General features: G+C 52.7%; 17 protein-coding genes. 6 read left to right on the plus strand and 11 right to left on the minus strand.

The window, feature by feature from the left end; genetic code table 11:
- Together MRY86_RS00810 and MRY86_RS00815 are read left to right on the plus strand one after the other, a co-directional pair.
- On the plus strand, nt 1–1,338 hold a 1,338-nt coding region (locus tag MRY86_RS00810; RefSeq protein WP_293570946.1), incomplete at its 5' end, for a MopE-related protein.
- Nucleotides 1,339–1,668: 330 nt separating this feature from the next.
- Nucleotides 1,669–4,635 (plus strand): HYR domain-containing protein, encoded by a 2,967-nt coding sequence (locus MRY86_RS00815; protein ID WP_293562921.1) that lies wholly within the window; start codon nt 1,669–1,671, stop codon nt 4,633–4,635.
- Between the two features lie 121 nt (nt 4,636–4,756).
- Here the strand turns inward: MRY86_RS00815 and MRY86_RS00820 are convergent, their stop codons facing one another.
- The 4 genes from MRY86_RS00820 to MRY86_RS00835 all read right to left on the minus strand — a co-directional run bounded on the left by MRY86_RS00820 (nt 4,757) and on the right by MRY86_RS00835 (nt 8,478).
- Nucleotides 4,757–5,506, minus strand: a complete 750-nt coding sequence (locus MRY86_RS00820; RefSeq protein WP_293562922.1) for a hypothetical protein — start codon at nt 5,504–5,506, stop codon at nt 4,757–4,759.
- Nucleotides 5,507–5,589: 83 nt separating this feature from the next.
- Nucleotides 5,590–7,710: a ferrous iron transport protein B gene (gene feoB / locus MRY86_RS00825; RefSeq protein ID WP_293562923.1), complete on the minus strand. Its 2,121-nt coding sequence runs from the start codon at nt 7,708–7,710 to the stop codon at nt 5,590–5,592.
- A 17-nt stretch (nt 7,711–7,727) separates the two neighbouring features.
- The gene (locus MRY86_RS00830) at nt 7,728–7,967 is read right to left on the minus strand and encodes a FeoA family protein (RefSeq protein ID WP_293562924.1); all 240 of its coding nucleotides are present in this window, start codon (nt 7,965–7,967) and stop codon (nt 7,728–7,730) included.
- A 172-nt stretch (nt 7,968–8,139) separates the two neighbouring features.
- Nucleotides 8,140–8,478, minus strand: a complete 339-nt coding sequence (locus MRY86_RS00835) for a hypothetical protein (RefSeq protein WP_293562925.1) — start codon at nt 8,476–8,478, stop codon at nt 8,140–8,142.
- 318 nt (nt 8,479–8,796) lie between these two features.
- On the opposite strand from MRY86_RS00835, the gene MRY86_RS00840 reads away from it, so the two are divergent.
- Both MRY86_RS00840 and MRY86_RS00845 read left to right on the plus strand, forming a co-directional pair.
- Nucleotides 8,797–9,153, plus strand: a complete 357-nt coding sequence (locus tag MRY86_RS00840; protein ID WP_293562926.1) for a lipocalin family protein — start codon at nt 8,797–8,799, stop codon at nt 9,151–9,153.
- A gap of 31 nt (nt 9,154–9,184) precedes the next feature.
- On the plus strand, nt 9,185–10,453 hold the full coding sequence (locus MRY86_RS00845; protein WP_293562927.1) for a sialidase family protein: 1,269 nt from the start codon (nt 9,185–9,187) through the stop codon (nt 10,451–10,453).
- Between the two features lie 62 nt (nt 10,454–10,515).
- Here MRY86_RS00845 and MRY86_RS00850 read toward each other — a convergent pair whose 3' ends face one another.
- Together MRY86_RS00850 and MRY86_RS00855 are read right to left on the minus strand one after the other, a co-directional pair.
- Entirely contained in the window at nt 10,516–11,859 is a 1,344-nt protein-coding gene (locus MRY86_RS00850) for a dihydroorotase (RefSeq protein ID WP_293562928.1), read from the minus strand.
- Between the two features lie 225 nt (nt 11,860–12,084).
- Nucleotides 12,085–13,356 carry a DUF4010 domain-containing protein gene (locus MRY86_RS00855; protein WP_293562929.1) on the minus strand — a complete coding sequence of 424 codons (1,272 nt, stop codon included), beginning with the start codon at nt 13,354–13,356 and terminating at the stop codon, nt 12,085–12,087.
- Nucleotides 13,357–13,597: 241 nt separating this feature from the next.
- On the opposite strand from MRY86_RS00855, the gene MRY86_RS00860 reads away from it, so the two are divergent.
- Nucleotides 13,598–13,723 (plus strand): hypothetical protein, encoded by a 126-nt coding sequence (locus MRY86_RS00860; protein WP_293562930.1) that lies wholly within the window; start codon nt 13,598–13,600, stop codon nt 13,721–13,723.
- Nucleotides 13,724–13,729: 6 nt separating this feature from the next.
- Here the strand turns inward: MRY86_RS00860 and MRY86_RS00865 are convergent, their stop codons facing one another.
- The 5 genes from MRY86_RS00865 to MRY86_RS00885 all read right to left on the minus strand — a co-directional run bounded on the left by MRY86_RS00865 (nt 13,730) and on the right by MRY86_RS00885 (nt 21,554).
- Nucleotides 13,730–15,505, minus strand: a complete 1,776-nt coding sequence (locus MRY86_RS00865) for a glycoside hydrolase family 9 protein (protein WP_293562931.1) — start codon at nt 15,503–15,505, stop codon at nt 13,730–13,732.
- Between the two features lie 3 nt (nt 15,506–15,508).
- The gene (locus tag MRY86_RS00870; protein WP_293562932.1) at nt 15,509–16,291 is read right to left on the minus strand and encodes a polysaccharide deacetylase family protein; all 783 of its coding nucleotides are present in this window, start codon (nt 16,289–16,291) and stop codon (nt 15,509–15,511) included.
- Between the two features lie 120 nt (nt 16,292–16,411).
- Nucleotides 16,412–17,644: a tetratricopeptide repeat protein gene (locus tag MRY86_RS00875; protein WP_293562933.1), complete on the minus strand. Its 1,233-nt coding sequence runs from the start codon at nt 17,642–17,644 to the stop codon at nt 16,412–16,414.
- A gap of 103 nt (nt 17,645–17,747) precedes the next feature.
- On the minus strand, nt 17,748–19,805 hold the full coding sequence (locus MRY86_RS00880; protein ID WP_293562934.1) for a DUF4331 family protein: 2,058 nt from the start codon (nt 19,803–19,805) through the stop codon (nt 17,748–17,750).
- 30 nt (nt 19,806–19,835) lie between these two features.
- Nucleotides 19,836–21,554: a DUF4331 domain-containing protein gene (locus MRY86_RS00885; RefSeq protein ID WP_293562935.1), complete on the minus strand. Its 1,719-nt coding sequence runs from the start codon at nt 21,552–21,554 to the stop codon at nt 19,836–19,838.
- 416 nt (nt 21,555–21,970) lie between these two features.
- On the opposite strand from MRY86_RS00885, the gene MRY86_RS00890 reads away from it, so the two are divergent.
- Entirely contained in the window at nt 21,971–22,549 is a 579-nt protein-coding gene (locus MRY86_RS00890; RefSeq protein ID WP_293562936.1) for a YdeI/OmpD-associated family protein, read from the plus strand.
- Nucleotides 22,550–22,555 lie beyond the last annotated feature (6 nt).

Consider the following 22,555-nt stretch of genomic DNA (forward strand, 5'->3'; position numbering starts at 1 on the left):
GCACAACCCTCCGGCTTCGTCACCGACAATACCGATTGCGACGACAACGATGCGGACGAGTTCCCAGGGCAAAACTGGTACCTCGATGCGGACGGTGACGGCTACTCTGATGGCACTTCCACTACTGATTGCGAGCGGCCATTAGATTATTACCTCGCTACTGAATTGACCTCTACTTCCGGCGACTGCAATGACAACGACTCCGACATCAACCCCAATGCGACTGAAGCCTGCGATGGCGTCGACAACAACTGCGACACACAGATTGACGAAGGGTTGACCGAAGATTTCTATGCAGACCTGGATAGCGATGGCTATGGTGATCCCAACAACACAAGGCTCGCTTGCACACAGCCTTCAGGTTTTGTAATGAACGACTTGGACTGTGATGATTCAGATGCAAGCATTAACCCCGATGCGATAGAAGTTTGCAATGGCATAGACGACAATTGTGACGGTTTGATCGACAGTGAAGACAATAACATTCCCGCATTCTGGACAACAATTGATCTTGGAAATGACAGTCAGTCGAGTACTTACAACTATGACCCCTGCCCGGCTGATTCTAAAGGGCAATATGTAATCGAATCAGATGCCAATAACTTGTCTGATCCAGCAAATGATAACCTGGCGACTATGGTTCGCCCGCTTTGCGGGAACGGCGGCATACAAGTGAAAATTGAAGCAGTAGAAAATGGTTATGCCGGATTAATGATCCGGGAATCCAATGCATCGGACGCCAAAATGGCCGCGGTCTATTCTAACCTTACTAACTTACTACGGTGGGAAACCCGCTACAACAATGGTAACAATCGGTCTTCCACTAATTTCTTCAAACCTTTCCCGATTTGGCTAAGGCTCGTACGGCAGGGTAACTGGATTAAAGGGTATTACAGCCAGACCGGCTCGAACTGGCAACTTATTCATCAGGTTTACCTACCGATGGATCAATGTGTGGAGATTGGGCTTGCCACCTTTACTTATGATCCAAACGGGCAGGTCTATGCTGTCTTGAGCAACTTATCCAGCATAGGCAGTACTGGCAGCAGCCTGGCTGTACCTAATGCAGGTACCACCTCCTCGAAGGAAACCCTCAGGGTAAAAGCTTTCCCGAACCCAGCTTCGGAAACGTTTACGATCAGCCTGGAGCAGCCTCTGAAACAAGACGGGCAGGCCATACTGCGCAACAACTTTGGCCAGGCAGTACAACGAAAAGCGCTACCCGCTGGGGAAACCAGGTTCGACTGGGAGCTGCTGGATATCCCTGCTGGTGTATACTTCCTGGAAGTAAGGACTGCCTCAAATGACAGGCAAATATTGAAAGTTATTAAATCCTAGCCTTTTAGTTGTCTACGGAACTAATGGCAGGCCCCTGCCCGCACGGTGCGGACAGGGGCTTTTTTACTACCGCCACTACAGCCCCGAAAAAATTTGAAAAGGTCTCAAAATAAATGTACTTTTATCTTCAGCTATAAGGACAGTCCTTCTTTTCTACCCAGGCCTACCCTTTCTTCAAACCGTTTCCAGGTTCATCATTCTTAAGTTTTAACCGGTCTGTACCGACCCGTTGATGTCTGTTTATTTGCTTATCCCCCCGCAGCATCCTGATATTTTTTCCTGCCCACCACGGGCAGGGGTATAATTCTATTCACCTACAAACCCGAAAACATGAGAATTCAATTCACTTTTTTGCTGTTGCTAATCCTGCCAAATCTTTATGCGCAGGACAAAGGAAGCCCCCTTCAGGTTAAGGGGACTCCGGTTTTGCTGGAAACTGGTGCACTTGACCGTACCTTTTCAAACTATGAGGTTTTCCAAGTGGACATTTCAACAATGGTTGCAAACCGGGAAACGAAAGGCGGCATGCATTTAGCATTACAACTCGGAAATGCGCACCACTGGAAAGTACAACTCCATCCTGCACCTTTGTTCAAGCCTGGATTTAAATACAAGGTACTGACAGAGCGGGGGATAATGTACCAGGCACCTCTCCAAAATGCCATTTTCAAAGGGCGTTTCACGGCAGAGGAGGCTGGCATGGTCAGGATGAGCATCCACGAAGACTACATCCGGGGCGTATTAAAATCCAGGGAGGCCGAATACTACATTGAACCTTTGTCTGTTTTTTTGAAGGGCGCTAACCCAGCCCACTATGTCGTTTACCAAGCCAGTGATGTGCTTAAGGACCCGGAGCTGCATTGTGGGATGTCAGAGGCCCGTGAGCATGCGCCCAAAAAGGAAACACCTGCCAACCCTCCTTCCAGAATGATGGACCCCTGTGTAAAAGAAGTGGAGCTGGCTCTGGCAGGCGCGTTTGATATGGTCACCAAGTTTGGCTCTGTCAATGCTGTCCAAAACCATATACTCGATATTACGAATATCATGGAAGGGCTTTACACACCATTTAACATCGACTATGTTATTGTAGATATGGTCATTCCTGCTTCTTCCGGTGCTGACCCCTGGTCTGCGAGCGCGTTTATGGATATCCTGCTGCCTGATTTTGCAACATGGGGGAATGCCGCCGGCAACTTCGCAACGCATGATATCGGCCAGTTGTGGGTAGCCCGAAATGTCTTCAGGGGATCTGAAGCCGAACCGGAATTCGGTCTTATTGGCCGGGCAGACGGGCTTGGTGTGGTTTGCACAGGGGACAGGTACAACGTATGTGAGGATTTTGATCCGGCCCTAAGTTGCCTCTCCTCGCTAAGTGCTCATGAGATCGGGCACCTTTGGAATGGCTTACATGGACTTGCTACTGAAAACGTCACCATCATGTCCGCATTCATTGTTTGTGCGGCCACTGAGTTTACTGCAGACAATATCAGTAACATTCAATCTCACATTGACTCCCGTGGTTGCCTGTCTGACTGCGTGGTCCCGGACAATGACCTTTGCGCCAACGCCTTACCGGTAGAGTGCGGCCGAAACTACTCTGGTAATACGATTAATGCCACTGCAAATGATGCCCCTATGGAATGTACAGGAGGCGGGCTACCTAATGAAGGGGTATGGTATCGCTTCAGCGGGAATGGGCAGATCGTTACACTCAGTACGGTGGGGTCTGCTTTCGATACTCAAATTAATATTTACAGCGGGAGTTGCGGGGCGTTAGTTTGTGAAGCAGGTGATGATGACGGAGGGCCCGGGTTTACTTCTGAGGCCACCTTTTGTACTGCAGCCGGTACCGATTACTGGATCTATGTTGATGGTTTTGGCGGTGAGGAAGGTTACTTTTTGCTTACCGTTACCTGTGAGGATGATATCACCCCTCCGTCGATCTCCTGCCCTTTCAATCTTGCACTTAGCAATGATACAGGAGACTGCGGTGCCATCGTCAATTACCCGGCTGCCACTGCCTCCGATTTCTGCGGCATCGCCTCTGTCACTTACAGCCAAAACAGCGGCACCTTTTTCCCGGTGGGCACCACAACCGTTACGGCTACCGCTACCGACAATTCCAACCTGAAAAGTGACTGCTCCTTCTCCGTTACGGTGAATGATACAGAGGACCCAAATGCGGTCTGCCTGAACTCCACAGTAGAAATACAGTGGGACGGTTTCTACACCCTGCAGGAGTCTGATGTATACGATGCCATTAACAGCTCTGATAACTGCTTCATCGTTGATGTGGATTTCCCAGCCACCGTTTTTGACTGTGAGGATAAGTTTATGTCTTTTGACATCTTTGTATCTATTACAGACCAGGCAGGCAATACCGACGACTGCACGGCTTCCGTGTATGTAGATGTGAGCAATGACCTGCCCCCACAGTGGTCGACCGGTAGTATTGGCAACTCAAGCAATACCTATGCTTTCGACCCGTGCTCCAAACCTGCTCCTGAAGATGGAGACTACACTATAACGAGTACAGGACGGACCACCCCGGACAACAATTTTGACAATATGGGCTATATGTACCAGCCACTCTGCGGAAATAGCGGGATGCAGTTCAAGGTAGAGGATGTGGACAATGGTTATGTGGGGCTAATGATGCGGGAATCTGGTAATCCGGGTTCAAAGATGACCGGTGTTTTCTCTAATCTTACGAGCCTGCTGCGTTGGCATACCCGCTATCAAACCGGCGGCAATGCCAACAGTATTCTCCTGTACAAGCCCTTCCCATACTGGCTGCGGCTGGTCCGGCAAGGCAACTGGATCAGAGGCTACTTCAGCCAATATGGTACCAACTGGCAGCTGATGCATCAGGTTTATCTGCCGATGAATAATTGCATTGGCGTGGGCGTAGCCGTTTACACAACGGATCCGAATGGAACGGCAGAAGCCGTAGTCAGCCATGTCTCAACCGTCAGCAATCCTATATTCCTGAATGGTGGCGATGCGCCACAAGGCATCACTATGGAACATCCTGAAGGGCAGCTCAACATGCAGGCTTTTCCTAACCCAGCCAGCGAAGAGTTGTTCATTGAACTGGAAACCCAAGAGGACCTCCCGGTAACCTATCAGCTCTACAATGCGTTGGGCCAGGTCCTGCAGACCCAGGAGCAGGAATCCTCCCAAATCACCGCCCGTTGGGATATCAGCCAGCTAAAGCCCGGCACTTATCTCATGGAAGCCCGACTGGAAAACGGGCAACGGCAGGTGATTCGGTTTGTGAAAGCTAACCGGCCGTAAATTCAGATTGCGCTGAAACAAATTAAGCCCGGTAGGCCATATGCTTACCGGGCTTATATTTTTCCTGAGTTGAAGCCTGGAAAGGGCAAGGCTTCCTATTTTTGCATCAACAATTCAGGCACTAAAACGAAGTCCGCCGCTGCACCGGATCTTCTTTAGAAAACAAGTTACTGTTGCGCCCAATATTGAAGGATAAGGACAGGTAAAACAGGCGGCTGTCCACATCCTGATACGGCATTACATTTACTCCATTTACACGCTCCGTGTAATCCTGGTTCAGGAAATTGGTCAGGTAATATTTGAACTGCAAATTGACTCCACCGGGAAACTGCATGCCGCCAAAAACGGACGGCATGAGCAGGTTGGTGCGGTCACTGAACCACTCATTGAATTTTTCCTCCTTATCGTCATCAATGAAAAGCTTCTCCTTGTAGTTGAACAGGAAGTCAACTTCGGCACCGCCGTACACGAAAGTATTCCGGTCGAAGTTGCCAATTTTGAAGGCTACAGGTATGCCCAGCGAATAGGCCCGCCGCTTGATTTTCACATCGTCGCCGGGTTGTATCTCATCTGCAAATTCTTCAATGCTGATGCCGTCATTTTCGGTAATGAACCCAATGTTCCGGATACCGTAACCGGTAAACAAGCCAAAGTTATTCCCAAAATCGAAGTGCCATTTTTGGCCCACATGAAAAAAAGCAGAAAAGCGTAGGATGCCTGAAGCGTCGGCGTCATTCACATCTACATCAGCAAAGGAGAAAATAAATTCCCCCCCGTTGGTGGAGTAAATTTCCACGGATTGGGTAGTGGTGTCTTGCGCAAATACAAAAATAGCGCTACAGATTAAAGCAAGGGTCAATAAGTATTTCATAGGAAGTGGATTTAGGGCGGTAAGTTAAGGATAACCACCCGATGGAGCAACTTCGGCAGCACACTACTCCCGGTAATTTCGCTCTAGCTTAACAGCTGATAGGCCAGCAGGCCGCTCAGGTAGGCCAGCCCGGTCATAAAGGCAAACTGAATCGCCGGCCACTTCCAGCTTTTGGTTTCCCGTTTCACGACTGCCACCGTGCTCATACACTGCATGGCGAATACGTAAAAAAGTAGTAGGGATAGTGCTGTGGCCATGTTGTAGACTGGCTCGCCTGTCAGCGGGTTTCGTTCCTGCGCCATCCGCTCCCGGACCGTAAACTCATCATCGGCCGACCCAATGCTGTAGATGGTGGCCATAGTGCCCACAAAAACTTCACGGGCTGCAAAAGAAGTGATGAGTGCAATACCGATTTTCCAGTCATAGCCCAATGGCCTGATGACCGGTTCCACGGCTTTGCCGATATGCCCGGCAAAGGAGGCTTCGATTTTTCGGGAAGCAACCAGATTGTCGGTTTCGGTCTCATCGAGCTGAAGCTGTTCGGCAGCAGACAGGGCTTCCGTCTCAGCTGCAACCATTTCGCCTGGAGGGCCATAGCTGGCCAGAAACCAGAGGACGATGGAAACGCCCAGAATAATCTTACCAGCCTCTACTACGAAAGACTGCACTTTTTCCCAAACGGTCAGTCCTACATTGCGGGCTACAGGCACCCGGTATTCAGGCAGTTCGAGCATGAGAAAGCTCTGTTCGCGGGTCTTGAGGATAAGCTTAAAAATGTAAGCCGCCCCCAAAGCGCTCACAATACCTAGCAGGTACAAACCCATGAATGCCAGCCCCTGCATATTGAAAATACCGAGCACAGTTTTCGGAGGCACGACAAATCCCACCAGCACCGTGTAGACCGGAATTCGGGCAGAGCAGCTAATGAAAGGCGTCACCAGAATCGTAATCAGCCGCTCCTTCCAGTTGCCAATCGTACGGGTACTCATGATGGCAGGAATGGCACAGGCGCCACCTGATACCAGTGCGACGATGCTCCGGCCGTTAAGCCCAAAGGATTGCATGACCTGATCAAACATGAAAGCAGCCCGGGCCATATAGCCTACTTCTTCCAGTATGGCAATGAGCAAAAACAGTATGGTAATCTGTGGGATAAAAACCAGCACTCCGCCCAGTCCGGCAATGATGCCGTCCGTAAGCAGATCGGTATACCAGCCCGCAGGCAAAGTTTCCCGCACCTGATCGCCCACAAAGGTAAAGAAGGTCTCGATCCACTCCATTGGTGTGCCTGCCCAGGCAAAAATCGCCTGAAAAACCAGCAGCATCAGCCCAAAAAAGATGAGCGGTCCAAAAAAACGATGCGTCAGGATGGTATCCAGACGCTCGGTGATGCCCTTTTCCCCACTTTCTTTAGCCTTGAGGGCTGCTTTGACTGCCGGAGTAAACCGGTCGAAGCGCTGCATCGTCTCCCCGACCTGTGAGCTGAGGGATACAAACCCATGTTCTTCGCTTGTATCCTTTAGCAGGGCCCGTTGGGCTTCTGATAAAAAAGGCAACCACTCATAATGGTGCGCAATCAAAAGCCCCTGATAAGTATTGGCGCCAGGTACGATCGTTTTGGCAGCATCAGCCAGTGCTTTCTCCTGTCTGGTCATGTTAAAAAAGGGAGAGGAGGCTGCATAAGCCCCAGGCTGAGCAATCATTTCTTCCAGCAGGCGCTTTAAATCGTTCACGCCGGCACCGGTACGCCCACTAAGCATCACCACAGGAACCCCGAGGCGTTTGCGCAGCAGTTCTGTAGATACTTCCAGCCCCTGTTGCTCGGCTACATCGGCCATATTGAGTGCCAAAACAAGCGGGAGACCAAGATCCCTTAGCTGAGTGAGCAGCAACAAGTGCTTCTCCAGCTTGGTCACGTCGGCCACGTATACTACAGCATCCGGGTAGTTCTCGTCGTTAGGATTGGAAAGGGACTGGACCACGATGCGCTCATCAATGGAAGTAGGATAAAAGCTGTAGGTCCCCGGAAAGTCTATAATACTGACTTCCTGACCGTTCTCCAGCCCCAGTTTGCCAACTTTCTTATCGACAGTAACACCTGGAAAGTTGCCAACCTTTTGCCGCAGTCCGGTAAGCTGATTAAAGAGTGATGATTTGCCGCAGTTGGGATTTCCCAACAGGGCGATAGTGAAAGTCTTTGTCATTGGAAAGGGATACCTGATTACTTCAACACAATACTCGCTGCCTCTGCCTTACGTAGTCCCAGCAAAACGTTATCAACCTTAACGTAGCAGCCACCGCCGAAAGGCGCTTTGCGGATATACTCAATCTGGCTGCCCGGCAATACCCCCATGGACATGAGCTTACTGCCAACTCGTTCGTTGGAGAAGTGAGAAACCTTGCCTTTCAAGCCTGGCTTGGCTTGGTTGAGTTCATTCTGCTGCCCTACTGTTGCTACCACGCCCTTTCTTTTTATTTAATCCAAATAATTAAACACAAAAGTAACACCAAATTAAAGGGCGAGATCAGCACAGGAAGTGATTATTGTCACTTGAAGGCTAAAAATACCTAATCGGGGTGTTTTCTTTACCTAAAACTAGGTATTTCCTCTCCCTTTCTGGTCATTTTGTAGCTTAATTCTGTGCAAAGCCAAAGTCCTCCATCGATACTTCTAAGGGAATGCACTGATCACAGGCACACAACCGGCACTTGTAGGAGGCGATGATCTCTGCAATTTTTCGGTTGCGGCACACTCGTACCGGCACCCGCAACAGGACCGCAGGGTCTTCAATGCTAACGTAGACCAAATTGACCACAAACTTACCGTTGCGCTCTACCACCTCGGTTTGGGTGGTGGCGAATTCGGGCATGAGTTGCTCCGGAAGGTGGGAGACCTCGGCAGCCCGCTCTTCTTCGTACTGCGCTTCTATAAAATTGGTGATCAATGAGCTGTATCCGATTCCTTTATCCATAGCCATTTATTAGTGAGCACCGCTTGTCAGATATACTAACTGCGGTGTGCTTTGTGCGTATTGACAATACAAATGTGAGAAAAGTTTTATTTAGACTACATCCAGATAGCAAGATTAGCCAAAAAATACCTAATGGTAGGGAGGCGGCGTACCGAATAGCCCGTATGTTCAGTCTGCCAGGGTTTACGCCAGCCTGCCGAGGCTTTAAGTTGAAGCCAGCTGCCAGCTTCGGAGCTATTGAGAAGACGATTGGATCTCGCGGTTTTTTGTTAACTTACTGCATCTTAAATCATTCATTCAACCCTACATCCATCCTTTATGAAATACCTGCCCTTGCTTTTGCCGCTATTCTTCCTCTTTGCCTGCACAGATAGTGGCAGCGATGCCCAAATCACCGGAGAATGGCAGGGTGTCAGCTGGATCGTGAACGGGGAAACTTCTGATCGTGATGCCAGTCAGGTCACCTTTTCATTTGAGCCCACCGGCACTTATTCCGGCGCTTTTGGCACACAGGAAGAAGCGGGGACCTACCGCGTGGAAGGCAATAAGCTGTACACCCACGCTGAGGAACAGGCTGAAAAGATGGTCGAGGTTGCCCTTTCGGGCACAGACACCCTCCGCATGCAGATGAACCGGGCGGGCACACCGGAAACGCTGGTTTTAGTCAGGCAATAAACTGCTTTTTGTACCTTTCGGTAAAAAACCAATGTTACGTACTGCACTTTTCTGTCTGTGTGTGCTTCCGCTGCTTGCCACGGCACAGGTTCCCAACAAAGGCATCGACCTCAGCGGTTTCTCCACCGATTACCACAGCCTGCCTTTTATCGACCTGGATACAATGAGCAGCCGGCAGGTAACTGTAGACCGGGAGCCCGGTGTATACCTCGGGCATCCAACCACGGTACGCCTTGAAGGCGGGCAAACGCTCTACTGCACTTACCCCAAAGGGCATGGCCGCGGGCCTATCGTACTAAAGCGCAGCGATGACGGTGGCCAAACCTGGAGCGAGCGCCTGCCCGTGCCAACTAGCTGGGAAAGTTCGCTGGAAGTGCCCACCCTCTACCCTGTCGAAGGGCCCGATGGCACCCAACGGCTGCTGCTCTTTTCCGGCCTCTACCCCGCCCGAATGGCTTACTCCGAAGATCAGGGCAGCACCTGGACCGAATTGCAACCGCTGGGCAACTGGGGCGGCATCGTCGTCATGGGCGACCTGGTTCCTCTGCGTTCTGGCAAGGGTCACTATATGGCCGTCTTCCACGACGACGGGCGCTACTTCAGCCACCGGGGCAGAGCCGACGAGCCTGCGGCGGAAAGAGCCAACAATCAGGCTGAATTCACCCTCTACAAAACCTTTTCCTACGATGGCGGGCTGACCTGGACGGAGCCAGAAGCCATTTTGAAGTCCCGTTTCCTCCACTTATGCGAGCCCGGGCTTATCCGCTCGCCGGATGGCCGGCAAATTGCTATGCTGCTGCGGGAAAACAGCCGCCGGATGAACAGTCAGATTATGTTCTCCGATGACGAAGGCCAAACCTGGACCCGTCCCCGCGCCCTGCCCAACAGCCTCAACGGCGACCGGCATCAGGCCATCTACACTCCTGACGGGCGGCTGCTGATTTCCTTCCGCGATATGGCACCAGCCTACTGGCGCTATCAGGCACTGAAAGCCGAGTGCCAGGATTGCGATACGGCTCAGCTGAAAGCTCAGGCCGGGCCTGCCAGCCCTACAACCGGTGACTGGGTCGCCTGGGTGGGCACTTACGATGACCTGGTGGAAGCCCGGCAGGGGCAGTACCGCATCCGGCTGAAGGACAATACCAAAGGCAGTGACTGTGCCTATCCTGCCCTGGAATGCCTGCCGGACGGGACCATCGTAGCTACTACCTACGGGCACTGGGCGGAAGGGGAAGCGCCTTATATTTTGAGTGTGCGATTTGGGATGGAGGAGGTGGATCGGTGGGCGGTTGGGGAATAGGGGTTGATTCCAATTCCGGAATGCGGAGGCGGGGTAAGCGCTTTGGCTTTTGTTCTCCGCCCTTATTCCCCCACCTCAATCGCCATCCCAAACTTATCCTCCGCAAAGGTGCCCTCGTCGTACACCAGGTTGCCATTGACGAAAGTCTTGAGGACTTTGTTGTGGAAAGTGGTGCCCTCCAGAGGCGACCAGCCGCATTTATACAGCACGTTGTCTTTCGAGACCGTCCAGGATTGGTTCAGGTCCACTAGCGTCAGGTCGGCGTAGTAGCCTTCACGTATGTAGCCCCGCTTGGACATGCGGTAGAGGCGGGCCGGGCTGTGGCACATCTTTTCGGCGATTTTCTCCAGCGAAATCTTGCCCTGATGGTGGAACTCCAACATGCAGTTGAGGGTGTGCTGTACCATGGGCGCTCCCGACATAGACTGGAAGTAGGGCTTCTGCTTTTCTTCCAGGGTGTGAGGTGCGTGGTCGGTAGTCACGAGGTCAATGCGGTCGTCGAGCAGGGCTTGTAGCAGGCCTTCTTTATCCTTTTTGGTCTTGATGGCCGGGTTCCATTTGATGAGGACGCCCAGGCGCTCATAATCCTCATCGGAAAACCAGAGGTGGTGTACCGAGACTTCGGTGGTGATTTTCTTTTCTTCCAGCGGGATATCGTTGCGAAACAGGTGAGTTTCTGCCTCGGTGGTCAGGTGCAGGATGTGCAGGCGGGCACCGTGCTTCTCCGCCAGGCCGATGGCGCGCTCGGTGGCTTCATAACAGGCTTGTGTACTGCGGATGATGGGGTGGAACTTCACCGGTACGTCATCGCCGTAGATTTCGCGGTACTTTTCCTCGTTTTGCTCTACGATCTGCTCCTTTTCCGAGTGGATAGCAATGATGGACTTGCAATTGGCGAAAAGCTTCTCCATCGTTTCCGGGTTGTCCGCCAGCAGGTTGCCCTTTTTGGTGAAGTACAGCCCGTCATCGGAAACGCCCATCAGCTTGGTGGTATCGGTTTTGATCACTTCATCCAGGTTGTCGCCGTTGACGCCGAGGAAGAAGGAGTAATTGGCCAGGGATTTTTTGGAAGCGATCTCGTACTTCTCATTCAGCCGCTCCATCGTCAGGGTATTGGGGATAGTGTTGGGCATGTCGATAAAGGAAGTGACCCCGCCGGCCACCGCCGCCTTGCTTTCGGTATGCAGGTCGGCTTTATGGGTGGCGCCCGGGTCCCGGAAATGCACCTGCCCGTCGATAATGCCCGGGAAGAGGTGCTTGCCGGTGCCGTCGATGACTTTATCGTCCGGCTCTGCTTCTATCTTCCCTATTTTAGCAATGCGCCCCTCTGACAGGAGTACATCCGCAACAACAGTTTTTCCTTCGTTTACGAGGGTTGACCCTTTGATTAAAATCCGCTGGTTCATGGTTTATGTTTTGTTCGGTTCGATGATCTTTGAATTTTGGCACCCGCTTTTGAGGCTGCCGCCTAAAACTACGAAGATATTAAACATCGAAAAAAAACCTCCTCCCTTTTGGATCGGATACCAAAGCACCTGGCAGGCGATTGACCAAAAATTAGCGGAGCGAACCCGTTATTTTAACAATAAAGAAATTTTTAGATGAGTAAAATTCTGTTTTGGAAATAAATGTCAAATCTGCCACCAAATATACCCTCCTTCTACCAGCAAAATCAAGGCAAAACCGATAGAGGACTGTTGGCGCAAACGACCATTCCCGAATACCAGGCAGAATCCGTATTTGACCAATGTGTTTGTAAGGGTTGCCAGGACGATAGCCACGCCGGCGACCTGAAGGGAATTTCCACCGCTGGCGTACTCCGACATGGATACCGTAATGGCGTCCATATTGGCAAATCCTGAGAGCCCAGCCGCCCAAAAAAGCCCCGTATCGCCCAGTTGTTCAGACGCATAGCTCACTCCAAACTGGATGACGGTATAGATGAGCGCGAACATAGCCGCTTCTCGAAAATTGATGGGATTGCCCCGCTCCGGGCTGCCCAAGTTTCCCTCTTTGGAAGTGCCCCGGAAAAGAAACAGGCTAGCCACAAAACCTACGGCTCCAAATACCAGCATTGGCAGAAGCAGGGCCCTGAATAAAGCCCAATTGAGCAGCGCCAGCCAGACCAGCACCCTGGGGAACATAATGGAAGAAGCAAGGACAATGGCCGCAGCAGCTTGCCTGCCCCCTTCCTTTTGCGTTCGCGAACGACGCGCGAAGTACCAGGCGGTGGCGGTGCTTGATGCCAGCCCGCCCAAAAGGCCCGTCAGCAGGGTGGACCGCCGCTTCAGGAAACGAGACAGAAAATACCCGCCAAAATTAAGCGTCAGAAAAATGGTCAGAATAAAGCCTGTCTTGTACAGGTTAAAAAAGTCGTAGGGTCCAATATTCTGATCCGGCAGTAAGGGTAACACTAAAGCGGCAATCAGCAAAAACTGAAGGATAGACAACAGCTCTTTCTTGGTCAGGGTATCCGCCAGATTGTGCAGGGGCAGTTTGAAGGCCAAGAGCGCAGCGATGCTCAGAGCAATGCCAATACTCAGCTGATAGTGCCCTAATTCTACCGCTCCACCCAGCAAAAAGACTGCCAGCAGGGTGAATTCTGTGGTCGTTCCTTTCCCATCTGCCCGCGACCAAACCACTGCAATAAGCCCAAAAACGCCCAGCAACACTCCGATGAAGACCCAGGGGGTGAATGTTTCGCCTAGAAAGGCCGACAAAAACCCCAGCAAGGCTACAATAGGAAAGGTGCGAATGCCGGCGAAGAGCGCTTTGCCCGACCGCTCCTGATAAGCCTGTTCGCGCTCTAGGCCCAGGAGCAGCCCTATCCCAAGGGCGATCAGCAGCCCTTGTAACTGCCGCAGCAGGTCCACATCCCAACCAATTGTACTAAGCTGTTCCATCCTTTGTCTGTTAAAGCTTTCCTCGTAGATTAGACGCAGGGACAACAGGAATTGTGCGAACTCACTCTGTGCCATTCTTACCGGAAAGCACAGGACACTACAATGGCGTTACAACCGTACTTTCAGATCATCCATTTATCAAATACAGAAAAAATCTGAACATGACAGCTGCCGATCTATTCTCCCATGTTGAATACCTTTGAGATTAGCAAAAGCCGCTGGAAGGCGACTAAGTAGGCTGTTGCCTTTCAAACACATTGACGGTCAGCTCGTCCAAACAGCAATTTACCGGAATATCGATACGGAACCGGAGCTGACCGATGACATTTTCAACCCTGATCAGCTGCAGGAAGCGACCTGGTACTGACCAGGGTTACCGCCCCCAATATGCCATCATCAAAATCGCCCCGGCCGTGCCATCCATCGTAGGCTCATTAGTGGAATAATCACCGATGTCATCGTGGTAAACGACATGGGGGTTTTGAAAAGCCGCAAACTCATCCGGCTCGTTGAGCTTAAGCCCACGCAGCGATTCAAAAATGGTTGCATAGACTGGACCGTCCAGCAGCCCGCCGGGCACTTCCTCCCGGGTGAGCGCCCAGACGCTTGTGTGCACATCTAAGGGATACTCTCCATGAACAGGCAGGCTGGTAAACATAGAGGTGCCCCAGGGATTGCGCCCCATCAGCCAGTCGCGCTGCTGCACGAGCAGGTCGTGGTAGCGGTAGTCGCCTGTCATGTCTTCGTACAGGATGATTTGGGTGATGAGGGCAGTCACCAGGTTGTTGGAGCACCAGATGAAGGGCACCCCTACCCCATAGGCATTGGACTGTGCCCGCTCCAGCGTATGCTCAATGCCGCTGCGGTAGTAGCCCGCCAGCGTATCCTGAAAACCTGCATCCACCAGATCGTAAAGCGCATAGTGCCCCATATTGACGAAAGGGTAATACCGGTAATGCTCAGCGGTATCCAAAGGCATCCACGAAACGGTACCAGCCTGCCGGGCGTAGGCTTTGGCTTGCTCCAAATAGGTTTTCTCGCCAGTTAGGCGATAGAGTTCAGCAGCCCCCCACTCCATGTCATCGGCCCAGGTATCTTCGCTGTAGCGGTAAGGGGCTCCGTAGGAATTGCCCTGCTGAAAGCCTTCCTTTGCCCGCCCGAGTGCATAGAGCGACCGGGCAGCCTGTGCACATTTGTCGGCATAGGCACTGTCTGCTGACACCTTGGGCCAAAGCCTTGCCGCCATCGCCATGGCCCCCGCGCTCCGCCCCGCCAGGTTGGCAACGCCAGTGGCCCGACTTTTATACTCCCGCAGCCCCTGTGGCTCGCCTGTGGCAAAGTAGGCAACCCGGTAGCTATTGGCGCCCCAGCCATAGTCGGAATTATCCTGATCGGGCATCTTCCAGCCCCGGTGGTCGCGGTCGTCCGCCACCTGATGGAACAGCTGATCGGGTGCAGGGTGGAGCTTGTGTATCCAGTCCAGGCCCCAGCGGGCTTCGTCCAGCACATCGGGGATGTTGTTCGGGCCGGGCTGCCCAAGGGCATTTACCTTATCGGCGAAAGCCTCCGGGTACAATTCCCAAGCTTTGAGCATGTGCGCGGTGGCGTAGCTCCCGGTAATGAGGTACTTCAGCTGATCGCCGGCATCGTGCCAACCGCCGGAGACATCCACGAAAGTGGAATCCGGCATGGGCCCAAACATCGCCCGCCCGTCACGCTGATGGCAGACCATATCCAGATGGGGGTTGTAACCGCACCGCTGCTGCCGCATAAAAATCAGCAGGGTATCGGCATAGCTTCTGTAAGCTGACGCACTGATTTGAAAAGGTACGGACCGTGCCTTGCCGTCCGCTGTAGCCAAATAGTACCAGCCGGGGTGTTCTACCTTCGTAAAATCGGCTTGCCAGTGATGAGGGAAGGTGCCCCAGCCGTCCGCTTCAACAGAGTTGGCAGTCAGCTCTGCTGTAACCGCTCCGGTCTGCTGTGCGATAAGCTGTAACACGGGCGCCTTCGCACTATGGCTGAACACAATCGCCTGCTTGGTTTCTGAGGGCAGATACCCCGTTTGGTTGATCCGAATATGGTAATCCTGAGCAGAAGCAGCCAGGCACAGGCACCACCCGGCCAAAAGGAGGAAAAGTCGGTACATGGGTCAGTCGTTTTGAAAGAGTTCCTGCAAAGTCACGAACCGGTAGCCAAGCTCCCGCAGCTCACCGATCAGCGCCTCTAAATGTAGGTAAAATTTGTCAGTCCGGGCCGGATCAGTGCCAATGTGGAGGAGCAATAAAAAGCCATTCAATCCATTCGACTGCACTTCCTCATAGTCCAGGATACTTTGGAAAATCTGCGCACTGCTCCGGTAGTTAGGCATTTCCGGCGTGGTGTAATCAGCATGCGAGAGGGTGCCATAGGTGATATTGATGAGTTGCAGCCCGGCATCCGCCGTCCACTGCACGATGCTATCGTTGTACCACTCGTAGGGGGGCAGAAACCAGGGCGCCTCCGGGCGGGCGATGCCCAGCTTTTCCATTTTGGCGTAGTTGGCATTCAGATCATGGAGAAAGCTATCGCGGGTCACGAGGAGGCTATCCCGTTTCGACCAGGGCGCGTAGAGCAAATGCTGATCGGAATGAGCGCCAAGGTAATGCCCTTCGGTTTTGAGCTGCTGTACCAATGACGTAAAACGCTCGTAAAAGACTCCTGTACAGAAGAAACTGCCGGGCACCTCCTGCTCGCGTAGTACCTGCCGTATGTGGTCGCCACCATCGGCATATTCATGCCCGGTAAAGATCAGTGCCATTTGAGGCTTGGTGGTGTCGCCCCGGGTAAGGGCTGTGGGCTGCGCCTGCACAGGAACCAGCAAAAAAGAAAGCCCGATCCATAGGGCAGCAACGGGCAAAATATTCCAAAGCGTCCGGCAATTGAAGATTGACATTTCAGGTAGCGGTTGGTCAGAGACAGTAAGATAAGCCCTCTTCCCGTAATCCACCAAAAATGCCCCAAACAGTGGTAGACACCATTCAGGGCAAATTCCATCCAACCTTATCACTTTTCCTTACCGGCTGGCCAGTTGCTGAGTGAGTGCTTTCAGCTCAGGGTACTGCGCCTGTGTGGCTTTGGCTTTTTCAAGGTGCAGACCAGCTTTTTGAGCGTTGCCCATACGGGTGTAAATTTTAGCCAGCACCCGGTTGACATCAATATTGGCGGGGCGCTTCTCATATTCGCCCAGCGCATAGGTCAGGGCTTTTTGGTGGTCCTCTGCCAGATCAGAATACAGGTTGGCGTACTCCAGGCTCATATCATGGCCACTATCCGTATCTTCCTGCAGCATCACCCATAGCTCGTCCATCGTTTGCTGATAGTCTGCTTCACGGCCAGTGGACTTGTAAATTTCCGCCAGCTGTTCGTAGAAGCCGAACTCGGGGATTGCGGTACAGGCTTCTTTCAGCAGCTGTTCGGCTTTTTCATAATGGCCTGCTTCGGCTTCCAGGTTAGCCAGCGCGGCGATGGCAAAAGGATAATCCGGGCGCTCCGCCAGTATTTGCTGATAGGTCTGCCGGGCGGCATCGGTTTTGCCGTAGCGCTCGTACATTTCGCCCAAAGTCAGCCTTGCCCAGGCGGTGGCTTCGTAACCAGGGTAGCCTGCTTCTACCGCCAGCTGCATGGCTTCGAATGCGCCCTCTACCTGACCATGGATTTCCCGCAGGTAAGCCACCCGGGCGTAGGAACGCATATCCGGCCGGATGCTGACCATTTTGTCTGCCATGGCCACTGCGGCTTTGTATCGCCCCAGCTCCACATTGGCATCTACGAGTGCTCCGTAAATCTGAGCATTGTAAGGGTTAAGCTTTACAGCGGCCTCGGCTGTTTCCAGCGCCTGCTGAAAATCGTGCAGCGACAGCTCCACGCTTGCCCGGGTCGCGAGTTTCCGGAAACGGATATCCTTATCGGGATGGTCTGCCGGAATTTCAGACAGGGTTGCCAGAGCCGCCGGATAGTAATGCCCGTGCTCGCCAGTCACCCGCGCTTCATTGATGAAGAGGTGTGCCATTTTGATCCGGGCTTCGGCTTCATTTTCTTTTTGGATGGCATTGCGCAGGCTGACATATTGATTCTGGACGGTTTCCCATTCCTTGCCATTGCGCAGGGCTTCATTGCGGTCTAAGAGGTTGGGCACCTCTACAGCAGCAGCGGTTTTTTGATCTTCTTTAGGTTGGGGCGCTTGCTGGCAATTGGAGATTAGGAGGACCAGCAGGGCTAAAATGAATAAGGAGTTGATAGATTTCATGTCATTGTATTTTTTTTGGAAAAGAGGTGTGCGGGGCTGTCCACCCCACACACAATCTCAAAATCAGAGTGGTCTTTGAAAAAATTCAAAGATCCCCCAGCTACTAATTCGTCTTCACCAGTTTGATAATCTGTAGCGTTTCACCACTACCGGAAACAGCTCTGGCGAAGTAGACGCCCTCAGGATACTGTCCGGCCTGCCAGTCCACCGTATAGGTACCTGCTTCCTGTGGCTGATCAACTAAAGTAGACAGCTGCCTGCCATTGACATCATACAGGCTGATGTTGATTTGCTGCGGAGCTTCCAGGCGGTACTGAAGGGTAGTTTGCCCCTGGAAAGGATTAGGCGCTGCCGCCATCATTTGCACCTGGCCGGTCGTATTTGTTGTAAGGTTCAGGGCAGATGCCTGAGGCCCCGGGCTGGTCAGTCCGGCTATCGTACCGCTACATTCTCCATCGCCTGCAAAAGGCATGGCGAGATAAGGGAATTCCGGACGGAAGGGCTTGTCGTTGGCTTCCACGCCTGTAGTGTAGGTCAGTACGCCCAGCAGGTCATCCGTTACCGGGTTAGGGTCACCGGCCGTGTAGTCATCGTACCAAAGGCCAATAGCGGCCAGCACGACACCGGATACCGCCTGCAGTTCGATGCGCGTCACATCATCCTCCAGTCGCCGTCCGTTGGGGAAGCCATCCATATTGGGGATGAATTCCAGATCAGCTGTACCGTTGTAGGTGGGGTCGGTCAGCCCAAGTACGGCAGCCTGAATGAGCCCCAGTGAACTGAATGCCGGATTATCACGCGGGGTAGCCGGCACCGCCATATTCAACCGGAGCATATCTCCCCCATTAGGCAGGAAGTTGTTGACAAAAGGCTTGCCTGCTGCCAGCGGATTCCCCTCTTTGCCAGTAGCTAACTGATAGGGTGGGAAGTTGGGTACTCCTGTGTGAAAGGCCGGCCATAAGTCGACCGAGCGGGGCATACCAGGGCCGGGCAACAGCAAAGTACCAAAGATATCATCATCCAGTGCAGTCCCTTCTACCGCAGCGGTCCCCTTCAATGGGAACAGACCGTCCTGACCATTACCGAAGTCAAAAGACTGCAGGGCATTGCGCTGAATGCGCAGTGGGCCAAAGGCAGGTACAGCACCTCCGAACAGGCTGTCATCCATATACAGCGCCAGTTCCGGATTATAGAAATAGTTGTCCAGCAGTGTATCTTCCAACTCCTGATAAGGAGTCAGTGCATTCCAGTAATCTTTCATACCTATTGGAATCACCGCTTCATTCGTCAGCGGCATACCCAGGCGGGAAACTTGTACCCAGTCGCCATCGTAAGATTCGCTGCCGGGTTCCAGAGTACGGATTTGCGGGCGGCTTGCGGAAGCCCACACACCAATCACATAGTTGGGGTCCAGGATATTCTCCGGGCTGCTGGGCGCACCTTTCTTAAGCAAAAACTGGATCGGAATCTCCAGCGCAATCGCACTGGTATTCAAACAAGCCAGCCCATCGCGTGGATCGCCCATCTGCCGGGGCGCGTCACCGAGGTCGAAGATACCGCCAAGGTCTACAAAGAAAGGGTCATCCACTGGTCCGGCGAAAATTTTCTCCCCGGTGTGGGCAGAACGCACTGCATCTTCAAAAAGCTCGGCGTAGTCGGCATTTAAGCCTACCGGAGAAGAGATGGACCGCTCACCGACGTTATTGGGCGGCACCTTGCCATTCACGAGGATAGGAATGAAGCCTCCTCCGTTAATACTCTTCTCTACGGTATAACGGGTCATGAGGTTTTCCTGCCCCAGCCGGATATTGAAAAAAGTGCTCGGGTCTTCATTCTTTTTCTCAAAAGTGAAGCGATAGACAATTTCATCACCTGGACGGCTGGCGTCATTGTCGATATGGATTTCGTACCGGATGTTCTCCCCGAATTGATAGTAATTCGGCCCGCCGTGCGGCAATTGCATGGGTACATAGGTCGCAATCAGCACAATATTGCGCGGATTGTCGGGGCTTCGGAAAGCGTACACATCCACATTATCCGCTAGTGGGTCATTGGAGATGAGAGGAGCTTCCCGGTGGCTGGAAGCCTGCAATGCTTCGCTTCCGCAAAACAGGAGCAAGAGCACTGCTGTGAATATAAATTTAAATCTATGGTGTAACATAAAAGTTTTTTTGAATGAGTGAATGGGCTTTTACTGGTCCGTTTCCGTACCGCGCCAGGGCGCTGCCAGATAAGGGAAGGAATTGGTAAATGGCTTATCATTTTCCTCCACCCCAGTCGAGTAGGTAAGCACGCCCAGCAAGTCATCAGTCACGGGATTAGGATCACCGGCAGTGTAGTCATCATACCAAAGGCCAATGGCCGCCAGCGCAACACCAGCAACAGCTTGCAGCTCAATGCGGGTCACATCATCCTCCAGGCGGCGCCCGTTAGGGAAGCCATCCATATTGGGGATGAACTCCAGGTCAGCACTGCCATTATAAGTGGGGTCGGTCAAACCAGCCACAGCAGCCGCTACGATTCCCATAGGGCTAAAGTCGGCACTCGCCCGGTCCGTCACCGGAACCGCCATATTCAGGCGGAGCATATCGCCACCATTGGGCAGGAAGTTGTTGATAAAAGGCTTGCCTTCCGCCAATGGGTTGCCTTCCTTGCCTGTTGCCAGCTGGTAAGGCACCACGTTGGGCACTCCCGTATGAAAGATAGGCCAAAGATCGACCGACCGGGGCAGGCCCGGACCAGGGAGCAGCAGCTCACCAAAGACCTGATCATCCAATGCAGTACCGGCTACCGCTGCCGTACCTTTAATGGAAAAGAGCCCATCCTGTCCGTTTCCAAAGTCAAATCGTTGGAGGGAGTTACGCTGAATACGCAGGGGTGCGAAGGCTGGTACGGCAGGGCCAAACTGGTCATCATCCATATACAATGCCAGTTCCGGATTGTAGAAAAACTGGTCCAAAATAGTATCGGTAATCTCTTCGTAAGGCGTCAGAGAATTCCAGTAATCCTTCATACCAATGGGAATGACCACCTCGTTAGTGAGGGGCATGCCCAGTCGGGATACCTGAATCCAGTCACCGCTGTCCTCGGGCGCTTCGCCCATCATACCTAAAGTACGTACGGCGGGGCGGCTCGCAGAGGCCCATACACCGATCACATAATTCGGGTCCAGGATATTGGCAGGGGTATCCGGTGCACCATCCTTCAGAAGCATTTCGATTGGCACCTGAATGGCAATGGTATGCACATTAAACTCCCCCAGCCCATCTCTGGACGGGCCGTTCTGGCGAGGGGCATTGCCCAGATCGAAAATACCGCCCAGGTCGACGAAGAAAGGGTCGTCTACCGGTCCGCAGAACACCTGTTCTCCGTCCGGTGTTTGAGTGATCGCTTCGCTCATCAGGCTGGCATAGGTAGCCCCCAGGCCAACACCGCTTTCAATGGAACGCGGCCCAATGTCATTCGGCGGCACTACGCCTCCAGTCACGATGGCCTGAAAGGTGGCGCCCCCGTCCATACTCCGCTCCATGGTATAAGTGGTCTTGAGGTTTTGCTGCCCCAGCCGGATATTGAAGAACGTTGTCGGGTCTTCGTTGACCTTTTGGAAAGTAAAACGGTAGATAATCTCATCGCCAGGCATGCCCGCATCGTTATCGATGTGGATTTCATACCGGATATTCTCCCCAAAGGTATAGTAGTTGGGGCCACCGTGGGGCAGTTCTGCCGGAATGTAGTTGGCAATGATGGTAATCGTGTTAGGGTTGTCGGGGCTTCTGAAAGCATAAACGTCCGTATTATCTGCCAGCGGATCGTTTGCAATCAGCGGAGCTTCGCGGTGGCTCGATGCCAGCAGGTCGCTACCGAGCAGCAGGCACAGCAAAGCGCAAACCGCAAGTCTAAATACATTCATACTGTCTGATTTAGGTGAGAAAATTAAAGCATCACGAACCGGACAAACAATACAGTGGCTAGCCGGAAGTTGTCATTATAGAGGCACTCCGGTCAACCCAAGTGGGTCTGCAGCTGTCTTTTTATCGTGATTTCAGTAGTACTTACGGAAGGTGGTGCCGTACCGGATTGAAACCCTTAGGATTTTTTTAAGATTTCTTAACGGGCTTTTGTAAATTAAAGCTCTACCGACGATAAAGTAGTCTCCGATAAAGATCGGAGCAGCAAACCGACTTGATGCCTGCCTGCGTGTCAAGACACTTCGGCAGACAGGTCGGCATAAACGCTGGAAAGTAGCCTGCGCTTGCCCTGACAAGCTATGCTTCGTCAGTGGCTGATGTCGCAGACCAATTTGTTAAGCGTATAAACAACGCCATCATGCCCGTAGAAATCACCGATATCTTCTACCCCAAAGACCGCCCGGAGTGGCGGCAGTGGCTGGAAGCTCACCACACCTCCAAAACCGAAATCTGGTTGCGCCGCTTCAAAAAAGCCACCGGCAAGCCCTGCATCACCTACGATGAGCTGGTGGAAGAATGCCTCTGCTTTGGCTGGATAGACGGAGTGGTGAAAAAGCTGGATGAGGAGAGCAACGTCCAACGCATCACCCCCCGCCGTAAAAAGAAAACGTTTCTCTCAGAGCTCAACCGGCAGCGGGTATGGAAACTGCAGCGGGAAGGCTTGATGACACCCGCCGGCATTGCCCCCATCGAAGACCAAATCGGCCACCCGGATGATCCCTGGGACATCCCCGATTGGGTGGAAGCCCAACTGCGCGAAGACGAGGAGGTCTGGGCCAACTTCCAGTCCTTCCCCCACCTCTACCAGCGCCTGAAAATCGGCTGGATCAATGAGTGCGGGGAGCGGCGGCGGGAGGAGGCGCAGAAGCGGCTGAACTGGCTTATAAAAAACACGAAAAAGGGGAAGATGTATGGGACGGTGCCGATTAGGGAGTGATGCTCT

The organism is Phaeodactylibacter sp. (assembly GCF_022763345.1).
Lineage (GTDB): Bacteria > Bacteroidota > Bacteroidia > Chitinophagales > Saprospiraceae > Phaeodactylibacter.

Bases quoted from the DNA above. Each gene is read 5' to 3' on its own strand.
- MRY86_RS00815 (WP_293562921.1), top strand. From the start codon at position 1,669: ATGAGAATTCAATTCACTTTTTTGCTGTTGCTAATCCTGCCAAATCTT.
- MRY86_RS00820 (WP_293562922.1), bottom strand. From the start codon at position 5,506: ATGAAATACTTATTGACCCTTGCTTTAATCTGTAGCGCTATTTTTGTA.
- feoB (WP_293562923.1), bottom strand. From the start codon at position 7,710: ATGACAAAGACTTTCACTATCGCCCTGTTGGGAAATCCCAACTGCGGC.
- MRY86_RS00835 (WP_293562925.1), bottom strand. From the start codon at position 8,478: ATGGATAAAGGAATCGGATACAGCTCATTGATCACCAATTTTATAGAA.
- MRY86_RS00840 (WP_293562926.1), top strand. From the start codon at position 8,797: ATGAAATACCTGCCCTTGCTTTTGCCGCTATTCTTCCTCTTTGCCTGC.
- MRY86_RS00845 (WP_293562927.1), top strand. From the start codon at position 9,185: ATGTTACGTACTGCACTTTTCTGTCTGTGTGTGCTTCCGCTGCTTGCC.
- MRY86_RS00850 (WP_293562928.1), bottom strand. From the start codon at position 11,859: ATGAACCAGCGGATTTTAATCAAAGGGTCAACCCTCGTAAACGAAGGA.
- MRY86_RS00855 (WP_293562929.1), bottom strand. From the start codon at position 13,356: ATGGAACAGCTTAGTACAATTGGTTGGGATGTGGACCTGCTGCGGCAG.
- MRY86_RS00865 (WP_293562931.1), bottom strand. From the start codon at position 15,505: ATGTACCGACTTTTCCTCCTTTTGGCCGGGTGGTGCCTGTGCCTGGCT.
- MRY86_RS00870 (WP_293562932.1), bottom strand. From the start codon at position 16,291: ATGTCAATCTTCAATTGCCGGACGCTTTGGAATATTTTGCCCGTTGCT.
- MRY86_RS00875 (WP_293562933.1), bottom strand. From the start codon at position 17,644: ATGAAATCTATCAACTCCTTATTCATTTTAGCCCTGCTGGTCCTCCTA.
- MRY86_RS00880 (WP_293562934.1), bottom strand. From the start codon at position 19,805: ATGTTACACCATAGATTTAAATTTATATTCACAGCAGTGCTCTTGCTC.
- MRY86_RS00885 (WP_293562935.1), bottom strand. From the start codon at position 21,554: ATGAATGTATTTAGACTTGCGGTTTGCGCTTTGCTGTGCCTGCTGCTC.
- MRY86_RS00890 (WP_293562936.1), top strand. From the start codon at position 21,971: ATGCCCGTAGAAATCACCGATATCTTCTACCCCAAAGACCGCCCGGAG.